This window comes from Thermostichus sp. OS-CIW-30, assembly GCF_054060215.1.
Map to the genome: position 1 here is coordinate 36,862 of NZ_JBSSCZ010000027.1, position 17,984 is coordinate 54,845.

Sequence of the window (17,984 nt, forward strand, 5' to 3'; positions counted from 1 at the left end):
GCAGGAAAAGCGCCAGCGGTGGACTTAGCCTCCATTGGGATGGATAATCACAAAATGCCCACCTGGTGTGTTGAGGAGTGGTCTGTGGTTCTGTCCAATCTGTCCAAAACCTCTCGTTGCTTGCGCTCGCTGGATCGCAAAGCCCAGGAGCGAGCACCTCTATTTGAGGCCATCCGCCACTATTGCAGCTTGGATAAGGCTCCTTTTCACACGCCAGGCCACAAACAGGGACGTGGGATCCCTGCCGACTTGCGGACCTTTTTGGGAGAGAACGTCTTCCGGGCGGATCTGACCGAGTTGCCAGAGGTGGACAACCTCCACGATCCCGATGGCGTGATCCGAGAGGCCCAGGAGCTGGCGGCAGCAGCTTATGGAGCGGATCGCAGTTGGTTTTTGGTCAACGGTTCCACCTGTGGCGTGGAAACACTGGTGATGGCGGTGTGCGATCCGGGAGACAAGATCCTCTTGCCGCGCAACTGCCACAAATCCGCCATTGCCGGGGTGATCCTCTCTGGGGCGGTGCCGGCCTATATCGAGCCGGATTTTGACCCGGAGCTGGGCATTGCCCACGGGATTACCCCAGCCGGTTTGGAGGGGGCCTTGGCGGAGCATCCCGATGCCAAAGGCGTTTTGGTAGTCAGCCCCACCTACTACGGGGTTTGCTGCGACCTGGAATCTCTGGCAGCCATCGCCCATGCCCACGGCCTGCCGCTATTGGTGGACGAGGCCCACGGGCCCCATTTTGGGTTTCATTCGGAATTGCCCATCTCGGCCCTGGAAGCCGGAGCCGATCTGGTGGTGCAGTCCACCCACAAGGTGATCTCCGGCATGACGCAAGCCTCGCTGCTCCACCTGCAGGGATCCCGTATCGACCCCAACCGGGTGCGCAACGTTCTGCAACTGCTGCAATCGACCAGTCCCAGCTATGTGCTGATGATGTCGCTGGATGTGGCGCGGCGGCAGATGGCACTGGAGGGAGAAGCCCTGCTGGGCCAAGCCTTGGCTTTGGCAGATCAAGCCCGCGCCCGTCTCAACCGCATCCCCGGCTTGCGCTGTTTTGGCCCAGAGCGTATCGGCTCCACCCCTGGTTTTTTCGATTTCGACCGCACCCGTCTCACGGTAACGGTGACAGAGCTGGGGTTGTTCGGCTTCGACGCTCACGACTGGGTTAACGATCACTTCCACGTGCAGCCGGAGATGTCCACCCTGCACAACGTGGTCTTTATCGTTAGCATCGGCAACACCCAGCGAGACATTGACCGCCTGGTGGAAAGTTTCGCCGCCCTGTCGCAACATTTTCAGGGATCCCGCCCATCCAGAGCGGCAATGGAAAAAATGCAGCGGCTGGCACAACTGCCCCGTCCTTGCTTGCCACCACAACGGCTATCACCCCGGGAGGCTTTTTTTGCTCCCATTCAGCGGGTGCCTTTCCAAGAAGCAGTGGGCCATATCTGCGCCGAGATCATCTCCCCCTATCCACCTGGGATCCCGATTTTGGTGCCGGGAGAAGAGGTGACTCAAGAGGCGGTGAACTATCTGCTGTTGGTGCATGAGGCAGGCGGCTTTATCAACGGCCCAGAGGATGTGCGCCTACAAACCCTGAAGGTGGTCAAAGCAACGGCCTAGTCCTCTCCAGCAGGTTTATGGACGGGTTTTTGCCGTTTGCGCCGGGGGGAGCAGCGGTAGGGAGTTTGCCGGAGTGCCGGGGCGGCGGGCTACCTTCACCCGATCCACCCGTGGCCCCTCCATGCGCACCACCTGAAACTCCATCTCTTGGTAGGTGAACTTTTCCCCAGCACGTGGGATCTTCTGCATGTGGTAGATCAAAAAGCCCCCTAGCGTTTGGTAATCCTCGTGCAGAGGCAGGTTGAGGCCACAGCGCTCGTTGATCTCTTCAATATCTAGCTGAGCCTGGATGAGCAAGGTATTTTCGTCAAGTTCTTGGATGTCCGGCTCCTTGGTGTTGGGATCCGGGCCATCGGAGAGCTTGCCGACAATCTCCTCCACCAAGTCTTGAATGGTGATCAGGCCCGCCGTGCCGCCAAACTCATCCACCACCACCACCATCGGCCAGTGGTGCTGCCTCATTTCGGGCAACAGTTCGGCAATCGGCTTGTTCTCCGGCTCAAAGTGGGCCTCGCGGATAAAAGGCGTGATGGGGCTGTGGAGGTCGATGGATCCCTTGGCCAGCTCCCCAATGACTTCCTTGACGTGGATCAGCCCGCGGATGTCATCCAAAGACTCGCCAAAGACCGGATAGCGGGAGTGCCCCGATTCCGCCACCTCCGCCAGCACTTCTTGCACCGTTGCAGTTTCCGGCACCGCGTCGATGCTGGTACGCGGGATCATCACCTCGCTGGCCACCGTCTCGCCAAACTCGAAGATGTTGCTCAAAAGCTCTCGCTCTTCCGCCTCGATGTTGCCCGACTCCACCGAGGAAGCGATCAACAGTTGCAGCTCCTCCACCGTCATGGTGCTGTAAAAGGAAGTGGCCTCGGGGATGCGGACGCCCAAGATGCGCAGCACACAGCGGGAGGAGAAGCGGAGCAGCTCGACAAAAGGATGCAAGAAGCGGCTTACCAAGCGGTTGAGCCAGGCCAGTTTGAGCGCAATCGGCTCCGAATAGAGGATGGCCAGAGTCTTCGGGATCAGCTCCCCTACCACGATCTGAAAATAGGTGAGCAGCGAAAACACCAGCACCACTGCCACCCCTCGAATAAGGGCCGGATCCAGGTTCTGAAGCCAAGCCAACTGCCTCAAGGCCAGAAACAGCGTCGGCGCCACTTGCGTAGCCCCGATCCAGCCCAACAACACACTGGCCAGGGTAATGCCCAACTGGGTGGTGGAGAGGGCATATTCCAGTTGCTCTTGGGCTTTTTGCACAAGAGCTGCCTGCCGGTTCCCTTCGCTGGCCAACTGCACCATCCGGGAGCGCCGCGCCGATACCAAGGAAAACTCGACCGCGACAAAGAAAGCGTTGATGACCAGAAGACCGATGACCCAAAGGAGACTAAGCGACGCATCTCCCCACGAAAGCTCAGTGTTGGGGAAAGTAGCCGCCGAGGCTAAAGGGGGGTCGTCCATCAGGGGGAGCAGCAAGACGGATAGACAGCATTCTAGCTCAGCCTGACCCCACCACCTGTCCCTAGCCAGCTGTCGAACCGGCTTCAGCCATCAGGCAGCTACCGTGTAGACGCTTTCCCCATGCCCAAAAGGAAAGGGATCCCCGGCTTTCGCAGTTCTCATTCATCAAGCAGTAACAGCTACAACCTTTTCCGGCAACGCTCACCCCCGCCTAGGCAAGGGCACCTCCTGAGTGCTGGTTGTCGATATCGACAATGTCACCGGTAGTGGCGTCGATCTTGACTTTAATGTCGTTGGTAAATTTCACTTCCCAAACTAGGCGCCCATGTTTAAGCTCCAACTCATCTTTTTTGATCATTTTTTGATCACGGCATTGGGCACGGCAGATCGAGCGATCTGAATGGCTTCCTCAATGGGGATACCCAGAGCAAAAGATTGGGCAAAAGCAGCCCTCCGGCTCCCACCCGTCGACAGCATCGGGCTAGCGGGGGACAAAATGCCAAGCAAAAGTAAGGCAGCAATCGAAAGTTTTGCAGGCTTTATTTACAGCTGCTTGAGCAACCACCTCCTTACCCTACCACCCTGAGACTCAAGAAGCCTTGCCACAAGGAGCATTGCTGCCTTCACAAGGAGTTCACCCCCTTTGCGTCATAGGGTGTAGCTGCTCGGCCCCTCTTCAGCTACGAACTGTTTGCTTCTCCAATCCAACCCTCTCAGAAATGGACTGGCTAAACAACGCTGCTGCGGGGGAGGAATACCTCTACGCCTATCCCGCGTGCTGCTACTACAGGCAGGGAAGTCATGCTGACGTTGGAGCTCCCGGCACTGCACGAATCGGTGATAATATTCCTACCTCTCATTCCTACCCCGGTGGGTGCCGACCATGCCAGATTTTCTGCCCTACGCCTACTTTCAGGGCCAGATTGTCCCCTTTGCTGAGGCGAAGATCTCCATTGCCACCCATGCTCTGCACTACGGGACAGCGGCGTTCGGCGGCCTACGCGGGATCCCTGATCCGCAAAACCCGGATCAAGTTCTGGTGTTCCGTCTGGATCGCCATTGCCGACGACTGAGTCAAAGCGCCCGCCTGCTCTGTTTTGATCTCCCTGCTGAACGGATTGAGCAGGTGATCGTCGAGCTGATCCGAAAAAACCGTCCCTCCACGTCTTTCTACATCCGCCCCTTGGTGTACACCTCCGACCTAGGCATCTCGCCGCGGCTGCACAACATTGAGAAAGACTTTTTCGTGTACGGCTTGGAACTGGGGGACTACCTCTCGCCAGAGGGAGTCAGTTGCCGCATCAGCTCTTGGGCCCGGCAAGAGGATCGCAGCCTACCATTGCGGGGCAAGATCACCGGCGCCTACATCACTTCCTCTTTGGCCAAAACCGAGGCGGCGCAGGCTGGCTATGACGAGGCCATTTTGATGAACTCCCAGGGCAAAGTGAGCGAAGCCTCGGGCATGAACATCTTCATCGTGCGCAATGGCGTGTTGATTACCCCCAGCTTCGACCAAGATATCTTGGAAGGGATCACCCGCGACAGTGTCCTCACCCTGGCCCGTGATCTGGGGATCCCTACCCAAGAACGGCCCGTTGACAAATCGGAGCTATTGATTGCTGACGAGGCCTTTTTAACCGGCACTGCTGCCAAGATCACCCCCATTCGCCAGATCGAGCAGTACGTCCTGCCCCCCTCCCGCCCCATCACCGAGCAGTTGCGGCAGAAGCTGACGGCAATTACTGAAAATCGGGATCCGGCCTATGCCCATTGGGTGAAGGTGATCCCTCTGAAAGAAAGCTAGTCCCTAGTCGAGGGGAGAAGCGTCATTATTAAACTGAGCACTCTAGATGGGTAGAGGGGGATCCCTTGCACGAAATTTCCATTACCTGGGCCGACTACCACCGCAAAATCGAGGAGTTGGCCGTCAAAGTCTACGAAAGCGGGTGGGAATTTAACCAAATCGTCTGTATTGCCAAGGGGGGGCTGCGCATCGGCGATACCTTGGCCCGTCTTTTCGACCTGCCCCTGGCTATTCTCTCAGCCTCTTCCTACTCTGGGCCCGGTAACCGCCAGCGGGGGCAACTGACCTTCTCGCGGGATCTAGCCATGACCACCGCCAACCTGGGCAGCCACGTGCTATTGGTGGACGATCTGGCAGACTCTGGCATGACCCTAAAGCGCTCTGTCCACTGGCTCAAGCACCACTACGGCTTCTACATCGAGGAGATCCGCACCGGCGTACTGTGGTACAAGGCCGCCTCCGTCTATCAACCCGACTACTATGTGGACTATTTGCCGGATAACCCTTGGATCCACCAGCCCTTTGAGCCCTACGAGCAGATGACGCCCCAGCAGCTGATGCAGTTGCTACGCTCTTCCGGTTAGTTGAATTTGCTCAAATTGGCTTGCTCGCGGCGCCTGCAGTGTCTAACGTCAGTTGGACTTCTTGGCATGAGCTGTCTACTTACGATTGCCCACCCCCACTGCAAGCTCTGTTCCCCAGAAAAGTTGAATGACTTGCTCGTACAACAGAAACCACCCAGCCCTGGAAAGCTCCTTGCTCAACACAAGCAAAAGAGCAAAATTCGGATCCAACTTTCTAAACCGATATCATGTCTGCAACTTTTTCCAGATCTGAAGGATGAATCGCAATAATGTTTAGAGTAGAAATCGAGTATTGCTGAGTCTTGATCTTGGCTAGCTTATTCAGGAAATGGTTGTAGGTGTAAAACTCATATCCCAAAGGCTCCAGTATTTTAGCTGTAGAAGTTCCAGTAACTTTAGGGCCGTGCTTGTTTTCAAGAATAAGAACAGGGTGACTGGCGGCAAGCAACTCTAGACTGCCGGAAACGACCTGCTCTTCCGCGCCTTCTACATCAATCTTGATAAGATCAATCCGGGGTTCACCTTTCGAACGCCACACAGAGTCCAGGGTAACAAGATTCACAATTTTTCCTTCACCATTATTTGACGCCTGCCCTGATGCCTGCTTCGGATTTCCGATAGAGTTAAATGCCCCAGATCTTTCTTCTCCTAACTGAACAGTGCCTTCATGCTCACCGGCAGCAGCTTCGATAAGGAAGACAACATCCTCTAGGGAGCTGGCACTTATTGTCTTCCGCATACACTGAAGACAAGAAGCCGTGGGCTCAATTGCGATTACACTACCCGTAGGGCCTACTCGATGCGCAGCAAGGAAAGTATATACTCCAACATTTGCCCCTACATCGATTACGTTCATCCCTGGTCTTAAAAAGTGCTTGCAGAAGCTAATCTCGCTCTCAAGCCATTCTCCTTGAGTAAGTAGAACGCGCGTGACAACACTCGAGAACGAAGGCTCGAGGGAGAGTCTGCAATTTTCATAGTCAAAATAGAGATCGGGCTGCGCAGGGAAAGAGGCTGTTTGCACTTGAGACACAACCTCCCACAGTGCAATTTCCTTGACCAGGCATGCTTGGCGATGAGTTGGATCAAGGCTAAGTATATGGTTAATTGGTATTAGCCCTTCTATCTTTTTCTGCGAGAGAAGCTCAATCGCTACCGCCAGAGCTGCTTGTTCATCATCTGGATCTATCGAATAAGTTAGGTTCCAAAATCGCATGGCTTCTGGGCTGTATACGACCCCAATATGAGTAGCTATCCATCTGGCTAAATAATAGAGGTAACTGTGTTTCGTGTAAGCATTTGGGCGGGCAGAAACTTCGCTTTCAACCCAGATGGGGAGATCTATCGCTTTGGAAGGACGTAAACCTGCCGCTTCTGTGCACAGAAATTCTAGTAGAGCGTAGGCATCTTCAAAGGCGCGAGGACGATCGCCCAGTACCAGTAGAGCATGTATTCGATTTAGCCAGCAGGGAACATGGCGGGGATCCTTAGCCAAACTTCTTCGCCACAGGGATAGTGCCTCTTCCCAAGCAGATTGACGTGTTGAGACTGAAGCATCAGCACTTAGGGATCGAATGAGCTCGATCCCAGCTTGGTTCCATTCATCTGGAGTTGAGTACAAGTCGTTGGGGTGAAACGTATAAGTTTCGTGGGATTTACCTTCTAGAATATGGAAGAAGGCAGCTTCCATGCTGCGAGCATGTTCTCTTGGATCCCAAATTACTGACCAACGACGGGAATCCCTGATATTCCTCTTGATCTGGTTAATCCACTTTGGATCATTGCCCAGTTGGATCCCACGTTGGATAAACTCTTCTACTGACCAAGTGATGCAATCTTCAAGGCCTACATTTTTCAGCAAGCTATAGCTCATTCGGCCATAGTAATGGCGACCTACCAAGGTGAGAACTGGCACGCCCATGTAGAGGGCTTCCATAGTGTGGGTTGCGCCTGTGTAGGGAAAGGTATCTAAGACCAGATCCACCAAAGCCAGTTGGCCGCGATGCTCTTCTACAGTGCTGGTTTTGGCTAGAAATCGGACGCGATCCAAAACATCTAATTCTTTGGCTCTTTCCTGATAGCGCCTGATAACTGTGGCAATTTCCCCCGAGCCTTTGACAATTAGGATACCGTTAGGTACGGCTTCTAGAATCTGCAGGTGAGCATCAATGCATTCAGGGGTGCGCTTGTAGGCACTGGCCGCAGTTAGAAGAACAATATCTTGCGGATCGATTCTCAGCTTAGCTCTGAAATCTATCTTATCAGCGGGCAGGACGTCCAGATAGTCCACAGCACAGTAGCTAGGCAAGCGGATAATTTTTTCATGGTAATCGGCCTGTGCATCTTCAGGAAGGACATAGGGATCGGCGAAAAAGTAATCAAATTCCGGCAAACCAACAGCATCTCCACCCAGCCAACCAATTTGGATAGGAGCGGCCCGCAAAGCTGCTACGATGCTGGCATCGTGACTGGTAAGGGAGTCCATAAAAACCATGATATCGATGCGATCCTCACGCGCTTGAGCAGCTACTTGAGGCGGCTTGGTTTCTCCTGGAAAAAAGCGAAAATGGAGATTTTCGTGAGAGCGAAACTTTTGATACATATTGTCATGACTGGCCATATCTTCATTTTTCCACCCCTGGTAGTAGTAGTAGACAACGTCCAGAAGATCGCGAGATAGGTTCCTGAGAGTAGCCTCACTGAGAAAGCCAACCGAATGTCGCTGAAAGCAGTTACCCAGAAAGCCTACTCGCAACTTGCGCTCAGCTCTACCGGATCTGCAGTAATCTTGCTGGTTTCTCTGCCAATACTCTGACCAGAGGAAGTCTCGCTGAGAAGCCATTAAGCTTAGGCAATCGTTAAAGATTCTACCACCAATCTGCTGGTAACGACGAATCAGAGAACGATCATCAGTTAGATAGCTCCAGCAAAAGCAAACTCGAAACAGAATGACTTTAGCAATCGTTAGACTCTCGAGTAGATTTTCATCGTTAATTCTTAGTGATCCTAAGTCGGCTTCCCTCGATAAAATTAAGTCTATAATTTTCTGGATAACAAGGTTTATCCGTTCTGGCTGGGCAGCATGGATCAACTTTTCCAGCGATTCTGATAGAAGGGATAGACGAAGAGTAAAGTTCTCTTGCACCTGTGAGCTCTCGGCCGCCGTGATGAGAGCTTCTCCTAAAATGGAATAGCCATCACTGGTAGAGTTCTGGAAGAAGGCGCGGGCTGCCCTCTGAAAAAAGTCACCGATTAAGTCCTCTATCGTCCACAAACCTTCATAGCGCTTCGCCTGCTCGGGATCCACCGCATTGGCTAGCTGGGCCAGCAAAGCAGCAAATCCAGATCTTTGTTCCTCCGGAAGAAAGACTTGTAAAGTTGTGGCCACCTCAAAAAACAAGCTCAGGTAGCCATCGTCCCATAGCCGCGCGAGCAATTCAGTAAGGAGTGGCTCCTGAGTAATATCGAGGCTCTTCTCGCCGCCTAGGCTCTCCAGTAGGGCTTGCCCATAAAAGCCAACTGCCAGCTCATCCTGAGCTTGCAGGGCCCGCATCAGCAAAACTTGGGTGTTGACCCGCCGGCTTGGATCCAGCTCAAAGGCCATCTCCCGCAGCTTCAGACAAACCTGGAGACGCTGCTGCGGCTCCTGCGTGGGGCTATTTTCTAGACGGCCTGCGAGGGATAGTAACAAATCCAAGACTTTCTCCTGGGACAGGATCCCTGCCCTCACCAGAGGCGTGTAAAGCTGGTAAGCAAGGCTCAGCTGGCCAGCAGCCAAGGCCTGCTCCAGCGCTGACAAGGTAATTGCCTCTGGCTCAGAGGGGGAAGCCAAATCATTGGCTGAGGAGAGGTCAAAGAAACCCCACAGGAACTCCCGCCAATCCTTTGCGCCTTGCTCTCGGTAAAAAGCCACCAACCACTCCACAAAAGCATCGGGAGACTGCTGAAGCAGTTGCTTGGCTTCTAGGATCCGAGCTTGCAGCGTAGGGTTCATAGGTTGAAGGAAGAGTGCTAGTCTTAATCTGCCATGCTGAGGCCGGCTCAGCTAAACCACTGACCTGTGTCAGGCTCATCTGGCAAAAATCCGCAATTGCGCCAGGGAGCAGGCTGTTATGAGTCGCCCTTGAGCGGGGTAAGTTAGCACTAGCAGGTGAGCTGCACAGTTAACTCTCTAGTTTGCTAAAGGATCTGGTACTCATGAGCGCAAAGTCTCGTCAGTCTCTGTTGCGGGCCAAACTGGCTCAGCAAATTCTCTCCAAAGCCAAGGGCTTCACCCTGATTGAGCTGTTGGTGGTGATTGTAATTGTGGGTGTGCTGTCTGCAGTGGCAATCCCGCAGTTCTTAAACCAAGTGCGCCGCTCCCGTACAGCCGAAGCTCAAGCGGCTCTCACTGAAGTAGGCCGTGCCTCTGAAGTCTACCGACTCGACTTCGGCGTCTATCCTCACGAGTATGATAGGATCAAGTTCGGTGGAGACAATAATGACAAGTACATGAACGATCCGTGGAGGGCTCCCAACTACACGCTACCAGTGCCTACTGAACGTTCGACCAGTGCTCCTCACGCACTAAGGTGGGACACAACATCCACCGGTGCTCCATACATCACCAGGTCTGGTTCAAACATTCAATGCACCATTGGGCTGGGAGCGCAGGAGACAGTTGTGCCTACTCTGAATACCTTTGTTGGTAAGAGCTGTAACGTCTTTCAATAATTTCTCTTTTCACTTCAAGTACTCCATGGCTCCCTATAGGGAGCCTTTTTCTTACCCTGACTAGTCTCGCACTGGAGAGCGGATAAGAGCTCAGACTAAACCGGTGAGGTAGAGAGAGATGACAGTAGCTGGGAAGGGTAGCAAATGCGTGTGAGAATGCCGTTTTCCATGAGGCTTTGACTGGCTTCAGGATTGTTGTAAAGTATAAACTCCTGATAGAGAGCTTCCATGCGAGTTCTATCTCCCGAGCAGTAAGCATCCCGTGAGGTTAAGTGAAAAGGCACCCGAATAGGATTAGACTTGGAGCGCCACCAGTAGTCGGGAAAGTTTCCCAGTTGGGCGTATTTTTTATAGTAGTTCTGGAATCCGCAGTTCAAGTAGTGCAAAATAGAGAGAGACGACGTTACTAGAGTATGATCCCCTGGAATATCAAAGCTATGTACGCTGTTAGGCAGAAGAGAGGGATAGATCCGAGCTGCTGACTTTCCATTCTGGTAAGCCAAAAAGTATTGACTCTTACTAGAGATCCTCTGAAACTGGGTATAGAATCCGGGATCCAAAATAGCAGGGTTTCTCTTAAATAAAGTGACCTCGCGGAAGTAGTCTTCGATCTCAAACGCTTCGGGAGCTGCTTCGTGGTTTAGGAACGTAACCTGGAATATATCGTCGCTTACTTGATCAAACCAATCCAAAGCCATCATCTGGCCAGGATAAAAAAGCTCATCTCCATCAATATGAAGAATCCAGTCCATGCCCTGATCCAGGGCAAGTTGTATAGCCGTTTCTACGTTAAGGATCTGACGAGCCATGACCTCATAGCCAACATGAGGGCCATATTTTGGGTAGAGAACATTCCCCAATGCTTGTTGGACTTGCAAAGCTTCATCATTGGGAATAGCCGTTACATTGGAAAACTGAAGTGCTACCTGAAAGTGGGATCCTCTGGATCGTCAAAGAAGATATAAATACGGGCAATTCCAAGGGCAAGGTGATAGCGAATGAACGACTCCAAGCACACGCCTGGATCCCGAACAGTGGTAATTATGCAAACTCTGGCCATGGTGGAGCTGCAAGCCTTTAGGTGAATTGCTTGGCTCCTAGCCAAGTATTGATAGTGAAGCGGCTATCGGCAAAGGCTTGGCTAGGGCTAAATACCGGCAGGATTTCATGTAGGCAACTGCTGGAGAAGAAGACGATGCTGTTATTTGTAGGAGTTACCTCATCGTATGCCCCGTGCAGGATTGGTGGATGAGGTTTTTGCCTTTGGGTATCGTAGATGCGCAGCTCACCTCCTCGATAAGGCTTTGGCTCTTTGTGGAAGTAATATACGCAGCTCACCTGGCGGAAGGCAGTTTGTGGGTAGGAGTTATCGGTGTGGGCGGTAAAGAAGCAGCCATCATGGCTGGCAATCATCTCCATCTCAAAGATTTGAATGTCAAAGTTCTCAATGCCTAGCTCAGCAAAAATCTGGGGAGCAACAGCCGCAATTTTTTCTCGCAGCAGGGATCCATGCTCCTGAAAGTAAGCGAAGTCCAGCCTCAGGGAGCGGCGAAATTTTAGTGACTCTGCCTCGGTGTTGCTCTTGCTGTAGCTCTTGGAAGGGATAAACTTGTCTTGGTGGGTAATGGCATGTTGGAGAATGGCTTGGTTGAGCTCTTGAGGCAGGAAGTTATCCAGCTTGATGTATTTACAGGGGTAAAACCGGTTGGGTTCTGAGGGATCCGGCTGGGTAAAAGTCAGGAATACCGGGTTAGCTACCAGCAGTGATCCAGGGCTAATTGCTTGGATGTAAGCGAGATCCTGCTCGGTTAACCCTTTGTGCTGGGGATCCCAAGTGAGGAGATGGATCCCTTGGCCTAGATTGGGCAAAACCTTCTGCAGATGAAAACTGGGATCTATCCCCATCAAATCTAGGTTGGCTTGGGCTATGGCTCCGTAGCGGCAATGGTTGACCAAGTATAGGGCTGAGTCGGCCAAGTAATCCCGCAGTAGCAAAGACTGAAGCAGACAGGTACGGTAGTCCGTGAGTTCAGTCCAGAAACAAACGCCAATCTGGGTCTCTGGGAAACATTGACCGAGATCTGCCAAAAGGGCAGGAATGGGGCCTTCTAGGAGTAGAACCCGTTCTTCTAATCCCAACTGAGAAATTTGGGTTTGGATATCTTCTGTGCTGATTGACTTTTCGGATGAGCTCTGTAGGGGATTCCGTAGAATCACTGCTAACTTTTCAGGATAGCGAAGCATTGCCTGCAAAACAGCTGCGGACTCTTCCCAGCCAATCTGGCAGAAGATTTGCTGGCTAGGAAGGCAGGCTAAAGCCCAATCTAAGAGCTGGGTGAGACTCTGAGCTTGCTCCAGTTCTAGGAGAAGATCCTGAGCAAGGTCTTGGCAATCCATGGGGAGGGATCCCTGACGTCTGCTCTAGCTTAATGTACCCGGATCCACCCCCAGTTCTCACAACTTTTAGGCCAGGCGCTCAGCCCTTTGCTGCTCCAGTTCAGCCTTGGCAGGCATCAGTTCCCCAGCGGCAGTGGCCCACAGAATCCAGGTGGCCTCCTACCCTCCCACTTCGCTGGGTACAGCCTCAAAACCTCGCTCGGCATGGGTGGTGGAGATGAGCAAGTCCATCTGGCACGTGTGCCGCCAGCTTTCCATGGGTATGCCATTGTCGTAGGAGAGCTCGTCTTGGGTAGGGGCCATCCAGGCAGGTAAACTGGATTCGGCTCTTGCAGACAGGGATCCATGGGGTTGCTTATAACCTATGCTCGGCTTATCGTTTTCCAGGGCAACAGAGATCCCTTGTTGTTGTGTCCAATCCTAGTAGCCTGTAGGAGCTAGAAGAACCTGCCGCTCAACTTGGGGAGTCGAGAAATGCAAGACATCAAGGCCAATGCTCCGCGAATTCTCCTCAATTGGCCAACTCCGCCAGACTATATCCCGCCCCCGCAGCTTTCAGATCGGCAGGTCAGTCTTTGCCCCAAGAGGAGAGCCAAGGGCTTTGGACTAAACTTTGTCAATCTCTCTAAGGAATTGGTGGAGTGCCCAGAGGGAGACTATGACCTCTATGACTTTGTGCAGCAGTCTGAGCAAATTACAAATAAGGAGTTTGACCTAGTTATTGTTTGGACTTCCAGCTTTGACCAGAGTAATCCCCTAAATACAAGGAAGTTTAAATGCCCCACACTCTTGCTAGCTGGAGACACCCACCACTGGAAGTTTCCCATCAACCATCTCTTGGCCTACTGGGCTGCTGAAGGGTTTGATTACGTCGCTACTGCCTATAACTTCCAGCATTTGCACTGGTTTGCCGCAGCAGGCGCTGAGAATCTTGCCTGGTTGCCTCTTATCTCCATGCGCACTGTTACCCACGATTGGGTGGAAGATAGAGAAAATCAAGTGGTCTTTATCGGCCAACAGGGATCCCGCCATCCCAGGCGTTGCCGGCTGGTTCAAGCCATAAAGAATGCAGATTTGCCCATCCTCATCAAAACAGCCAACCGCCAAGAGGCAGCCAAATGGTTTGCCCATTCTCTGATTTCCTTTAACTGCAGCCAAAATGGGGATCTGAACTTAAGGAACTTGGAAGTGATTTCCGCGGGGGGCTTTCTGCTTACTGACCAGCTCTCCTTCGCCTCAGGATTGGACGAACTTTTGGCGCCCGGCACCTACTGCGACACCTACAACTCCGAAGCCCAACTCCTGGAGAAAATCCGCTACTACCTAGACCATCCCCAGGAGGCCATTCAAATTGCCCGCCGCGCTTATCACACTTTCGACCAACACTGGCATCCCCGCCACCGCATTCAGAACCTGCTGGACTGGGTGTTTGGGGGAGAGCTGCCGGAGCCCTTTCGTTACTCGCCCCGCTCTGATGTGCGCTACTTTGTCAGCACGGCCAGCTCTGCCTGGATAGACACACGACTAGGAATCTACGAGCCCATTCAAGAGCTGCATCGCGTGCAGGAGCGACTGAGGGTATTTGTTGGCCGAGGCTGTCCTGGGGTGATAGCCGCAGACTTGCTGGACCTGCCGCGGCTGGAGCTGTACGTGGAAGAGGGGTTTGGGGATCCCTGTGGTCTGCTGCAGCAGAAGGGAGTGCCCGAGCGAGTTCATGAGGTGAGAGGGGAGCCAGCCAGTTGGCCTAGTTTTGATGCTGTGGTGTGCACGGTGGGAGACTTGCAGCGGCTGGGGCGGCCTTTGAGAACCAGCTTTGCTTTCATCCTGGGAGAAGACACCCAGCTCCTCTTTGCCAATGCGGGAAACATAACAGAAACTTTTCTCATTGACTTAATCCAAAAGGGCAGCTCTGCTCCGTCAGCTTGGTTGCGGGGGTACGAAGGCCTTGAGTATGAAGGGACAGTAGCCAGCCTGAGCCGCATCTATCAGCCTGCGGCTTCCATTCTTCCTGATGTCAAGGTTGTCGTGGATGTGAGGGCCGGGGTAGGTGTGGCCAGCGCTTGTTTCAGGACTTTTCACCCTGAGGCGGCCATTCATTGTTTCGAGACGAACCCTTTGGCCTTGCACCTACTGCAGCAGAATGCTTTGACTTTGGAGAACTGCTTTGTGCATCCGGTGGGACTGGCGGGGCAGGATAGCTGCAGAACCCGTCGCCTCTGGCCGGAGGATCCTCAGGCCGAGTGGGGAGTGGAGCAGCTGCTCCCTTTCCGGGAAGCCAGGGCAGCCCTCAAGGAGTTGGGTTTGGAGCCCATCGATGTGCTCAGGGTGGCTACAGGTGGAGATGAGGTGGAGGTGTTGACCAGCTTGCAAGAGCAGCTCAAAGACATCAAGGTGATTTACGTGGAGTTTACTTCTGAGCAAGACCGCAAGCAGATTGACCAGATGTTGGATCCCTCTCATCTCCTCTGGCAGGGGGAGATTTCTCAAGGTAACTACGGCTGTCTCTGTTACCTGAGCAGAGCTTACGTTTAGGTAAAGTAGCTGAACAAAGTAAAAAAATGAGCCACGGAGCGGAACAAATACGACTCTCTCTCAGATCTAAGCTTCCTCTTTAGGTCTACCTGCATGTTATCTTGCCTGTAAAGTCATCTTATCCCCAACTGAACTGACTATAACTGGAAAAAACTATACTGGGCAGACAAGTCAGGAGAATTTCTAGCCATCTTGTAGTAGATGTCAGACTGGATACTTACAAACAAACTTCTAGCCGGGATCCAAGCCCAGCAAGCAGGAGATTTGCGACAAGCAGAAGCCATTTACTCCGAGATCTTGGCGGAGTTTCCTGAGCAAGCCGACGCTTTGCACCTGCTGGGAACGGTGGCCCAGACCAAGGGGGATTTGGAATGGGCAGCTGCGCTAATTGCCGAGGCTATTGAGTTAAATCCTTGCGTAGCTCTTTATCATCACAACTTAGGCGTGGTCTACGAGTCTTCGGGCCAATGGGAGAAAGCCTTATCCTGCTACCGGCAGAGCTTAAACCTCAATCCCGATGCCACTCTTTCCGCCTTTCAAGCTGGCAAGATCCTCGTTAACTTACGTCGCTGCGAAGAGGCGATCCCCCTGCTCAATTCCCTGTTGGTAAACTCGGATCGAGCAGCAGGGATCCCTTTGGAAGAGGTGCATCTGAATCTGGCCATCGCCTACCGAGATCAAGGAGAACACGCTGTTGCCTTGGATCACCTAGAGAAAGCATTGGCTTTGGATCCCCAGTTAGAACAGGCTCGTTGGTTTTATCATCTCTACTTGCCGGCAGTCTATCAGAGTGAGGAAGAGCTCAACTCCTTTCGTGCTTGCTTTGTTGAGCACCTGGATCGTCTTATTGAGGAAACTCCCCTAGAAACGGAGGAGCAACGTCGCACAGCGCTGTGGGCATCAGGACTGGGAACCAATCACTACCTACAGTACCAAGGCTACAACGACCTGGATTTACAGAAAAAATATGCCCAGTTTGTTCAACGTATAGTCAACGCTTGCTATTCCCAGTGGAGATATCTTCCTCACCAATCCCAGCCAGGGGATCCCCTCCGAGTTGGGTTTGCCTCAGCTTCCATGCGAGCTTGCTCTTACAGCCGCTTATCTCTGGGTTGGGTTAAGTACCTGAACGCCAATTGGATTGATGGACAGGCTAACTTTGAGCGGAAGTTTCAAGTTTTCGCTTATCACTTGGATCCCAGAACCGATTTCATGACAGACCGGTATCGTCAATATGCCGATGTGTTTCGACACATTCCCACCGGACTTGAGGATGCAGCCCGACAAATCCTGCAGGATCAGCTAGATATTTTGGTGTATTTGGAGATTGGTCTTTCACCTCTTATTCTGCAACTGGCTTCCCTGCGACTGGCACCGATACAGTGCTCCACTTGGGCTCATCCTGTAACTTCTGGACTTTCTACGATTGACTATTTCCTTTCCAGCGATTTAATGGAGCCGGAGAATGCTCAGGAACACTACAGTGAAACCTTGATCCGGCTACCTCATTTGGGCACTTGCTTCGAAAAGCCGATTTTGCCTCAGCAAAAGCGCTATCGTGAGGATTTCGGCCTGCGCAGAAATGCAGTGGTTTACCTAGCTTGTCAATACTTGGGTAAATATCTGCCCCAATATGACTATCTTTTTGCCGCTATTGCTCAGCGAGTGCCCAACGCTCAGTTTGTCTTCTTAGCTCTACCCAATGCTGCTATTGCCCGACAATTTCGGGAACGGCTCACCCGGGCTTTTTCTTTGTATGGCCTCAATGTAGAAGACCACTGCCTGATCCTGCCCGGATTGGATTATCAAGACTACTTGGATCTCAACCGCTGTGCCGATCTTATGTTAGATTCCTATGGCTGGTCAGGTGGGATCACCACCTTAGAGGCCGTTGCGGTCGGATTGCCTGTGATCACTTGCCCTGGAAAGCTGATGCGGGGCCGGCATACCTATGCCATTCTCAAAAGAATGGGGCTGGACAGTTTAATTGCCTCGGATCTGAAAAGCTACGAGGATTTGGCCGTAAAACTGGGATCCGATCCTGAGTTTCGCTACCACATGGCTGAGGAGGTTCGGCAGCGATGCCACCTACTCTTCGAAGATCGAGAATGTGTGGCAGCCCTGGCCCATTTCTTCCTCACCAGGAAGCCCGACGCCAGTAGTGGTTAGCCCACTGCGAAAAAGGGTTTTGCTCTGGATCCCTTCCTGAGGACAAAATTGGCTCAACGGCCCCACTACGCCCTTGAAGCTCCCTTCTCGAGGTCAACAGCGGAACAGCCCCCCCAGGCCGGTGCAAGCCTAAACGTGGGAAAATCCTGTCAGTGATCTGCATTTTGCTGAGAATTGCTCAGAGCATCGTAATCTAGAGGAACATTGACATCCGGTGTCCGGAGGAGTGCTTATGCCAGGGCTAGCATCGAATGCTTCTAGAGCTCCGCAGGGATCCCTGCAGAGGCTGTTCTTGGGCCTTTTGGCCTCAGCTGCGGTTTTGGCAGGCTGTGGAGGAAGTGGAGGGAGTACAATACCGCCTCTGGTGAACGTCTGCGAACAAGCCTACAGTCCAGGCCTTTTTGCATCGATTGGTCTGCGCCGACAGGGGGATAGACGCAGTGGAACCTTGGGGCCAAATAGCGACTTGGAGATCTACTTCGATGAGAGGGACAATGTCATAAATGCCCGGGAAGTTCCACCTCCCCCTGGCACGTTTACCTTTTATGTCGATGGATTCCTTTACTTTCCTTCTGCAGCCAATGTTACAGGAGTTACTATCCGCCTAACTAGGTTGTGTTGATCTTTCATTTGAGCCAAAAGAGAGCACTGACGAGATAGAGAAAACTCAAGAAGTTCCTGGCCAATTTGTCAAAACGAGA

General features: G+C 52.7%; 12 protein-coding genes. 6 read left to right on the top strand and 6 right to left on the bottom strand.

Features of this window, described 5'->3' with window-relative positions; all coding sequences use genetic code 11:
• Positions 1-84 precede the first annotated feature (84 nt).
• Positions 85-1,626 (top strand): aminotransferase class I/II-fold pyridoxal phosphate-dependent enzyme, encoded by a 1,542-nt coding sequence (locus tag ACVWZF_RS11630; RefSeq protein WP_011432136.1) that lies wholly within the window; start codon positions 85-87, stop codon positions 1,624-1,626.
• Positions 1,627-1,641: 15 nt separating this feature from the next.
• Here the strand turns inward: ACVWZF_RS11630 and ACVWZF_RS11635 are convergent, their stop codons facing one another.
• Both ACVWZF_RS11635 and ACVWZF_RS11640 read right to left on the bottom strand, forming a co-directional pair.
• Entirely contained in the window at positions 1,642-3,084 is a 1,443-nt protein-coding gene (locus ACVWZF_RS11635) for a hemolysin family protein (protein WP_457411511.1), read from the bottom strand.
• Positions 3,085-3,295: 211 nt separating this feature from the next.
• Complete coding sequence (locus ACVWZF_RS11640) at positions 3,296-3,442, bottom strand: PepSY domain-containing protein (protein ID WP_457411513.1); 147 nt, start codon at positions 3,440-3,442, stop codon at positions 3,296-3,298.
• 525 nt (positions 3,443-3,967) lie between these two features.
• On the opposite strand from ACVWZF_RS11640, the gene ACVWZF_RS11645 reads away from it, so the two are divergent.
• Together ACVWZF_RS11645 and ACVWZF_RS11650 are read left to right on the top strand one after the other, a co-directional pair.
• Entirely contained in the window at positions 3,968-4,888 is a 921-nt protein-coding gene (locus ACVWZF_RS11645) for a branched-chain amino acid transaminase (RefSeq protein ID WP_414343490.1), read from the top strand.
• A gap of 65 nt (positions 4,889-4,953) precedes the next feature.
• Entirely contained in the window at positions 4,954-5,472 is a 519-nt protein-coding gene (locus tag ACVWZF_RS11650) for a phosphoribosyltransferase (RefSeq protein WP_414329088.1), read from the top strand.
• 214 nt (positions 5,473-5,686) lie between these two features.
• On the opposite strand, the gene ACVWZF_RS11655 is transcribed toward ACVWZF_RS11650, so the two are convergent.
• Positions 5,687-9,466, bottom strand: a complete 3,780-nt coding sequence (locus ACVWZF_RS11655; protein WP_457411515.1) for an FkbM family methyltransferase — start codon at positions 9,464-9,466, stop codon at positions 5,687-5,689.
• 203 nt (positions 9,467-9,669) lie between these two features.
• On the opposite strand from ACVWZF_RS11655, the gene ACVWZF_RS11660 reads away from it, so the two are divergent.
• Complete coding sequence (locus ACVWZF_RS11660) at positions 9,670-10,185, top strand: type IV pilin protein (RefSeq protein ID WP_457411517.1); 516 nt, start codon at positions 9,670-9,672, stop codon at positions 10,183-10,185.
• Between the two features lie 95 nt (positions 10,186-10,280).
• Here ACVWZF_RS11660 and ACVWZF_RS11665 read toward each other — a convergent pair whose 3' ends face one another.
• The 3 genes from ACVWZF_RS11665 to ACVWZF_RS11675 all read right to left on the bottom strand — a co-directional run bounded on the left by ACVWZF_RS11665 (position 10,281) and on the right by ACVWZF_RS11675 (position 12,885).
• On the bottom strand, positions 10,281-11,063 hold the full coding sequence (locus tag ACVWZF_RS11665; RefSeq protein ID WP_457411519.1) for a glycosyltransferase family 2 protein: 783 nt from the start codon (positions 11,061-11,063) through the stop codon (positions 10,281-10,283).
• Between the two features lie 199 nt (positions 11,064-11,262).
• Positions 11,263-12,162, bottom strand: a complete 900-nt coding sequence (locus tag ACVWZF_RS11670; protein WP_457411521.1) for a 2OG-Fe(II) oxygenase — start codon at positions 12,160-12,162, stop codon at positions 11,263-11,265.
• 579 nt (positions 12,163-12,741) lie between these two features.
• Positions 12,742-12,885 (bottom strand): hypothetical protein, encoded by a 144-nt coding sequence (locus ACVWZF_RS11675; protein WP_011432125.1) that lies wholly within the window; start codon positions 12,883-12,885, stop codon positions 12,742-12,744.
• A 171-nt stretch (positions 12,886-13,056) separates the two neighbouring features.
• On the opposite strand from ACVWZF_RS11675, the gene ACVWZF_RS11680 reads away from it, so the two are divergent.
• Complete coding sequence (locus ACVWZF_RS11680; protein ID WP_457411522.1) at positions 13,057-15,114, top strand: glycosyltransferase family protein; 2,058 nt, start codon at positions 13,057-13,059, stop codon at positions 15,112-15,114.
• 201 nt (positions 15,115-15,315) lie between these two features.
• Entirely contained in the window at positions 15,316-17,283 is a 1,968-nt protein-coding gene (locus ACVWZF_RS11685; RefSeq protein WP_457411523.1) for an O-linked N-acetylglucosamine transferase, SPINDLY family protein, read from the top strand.
• Positions 17,284-17,984: the final 701 nt, after the last annotated feature.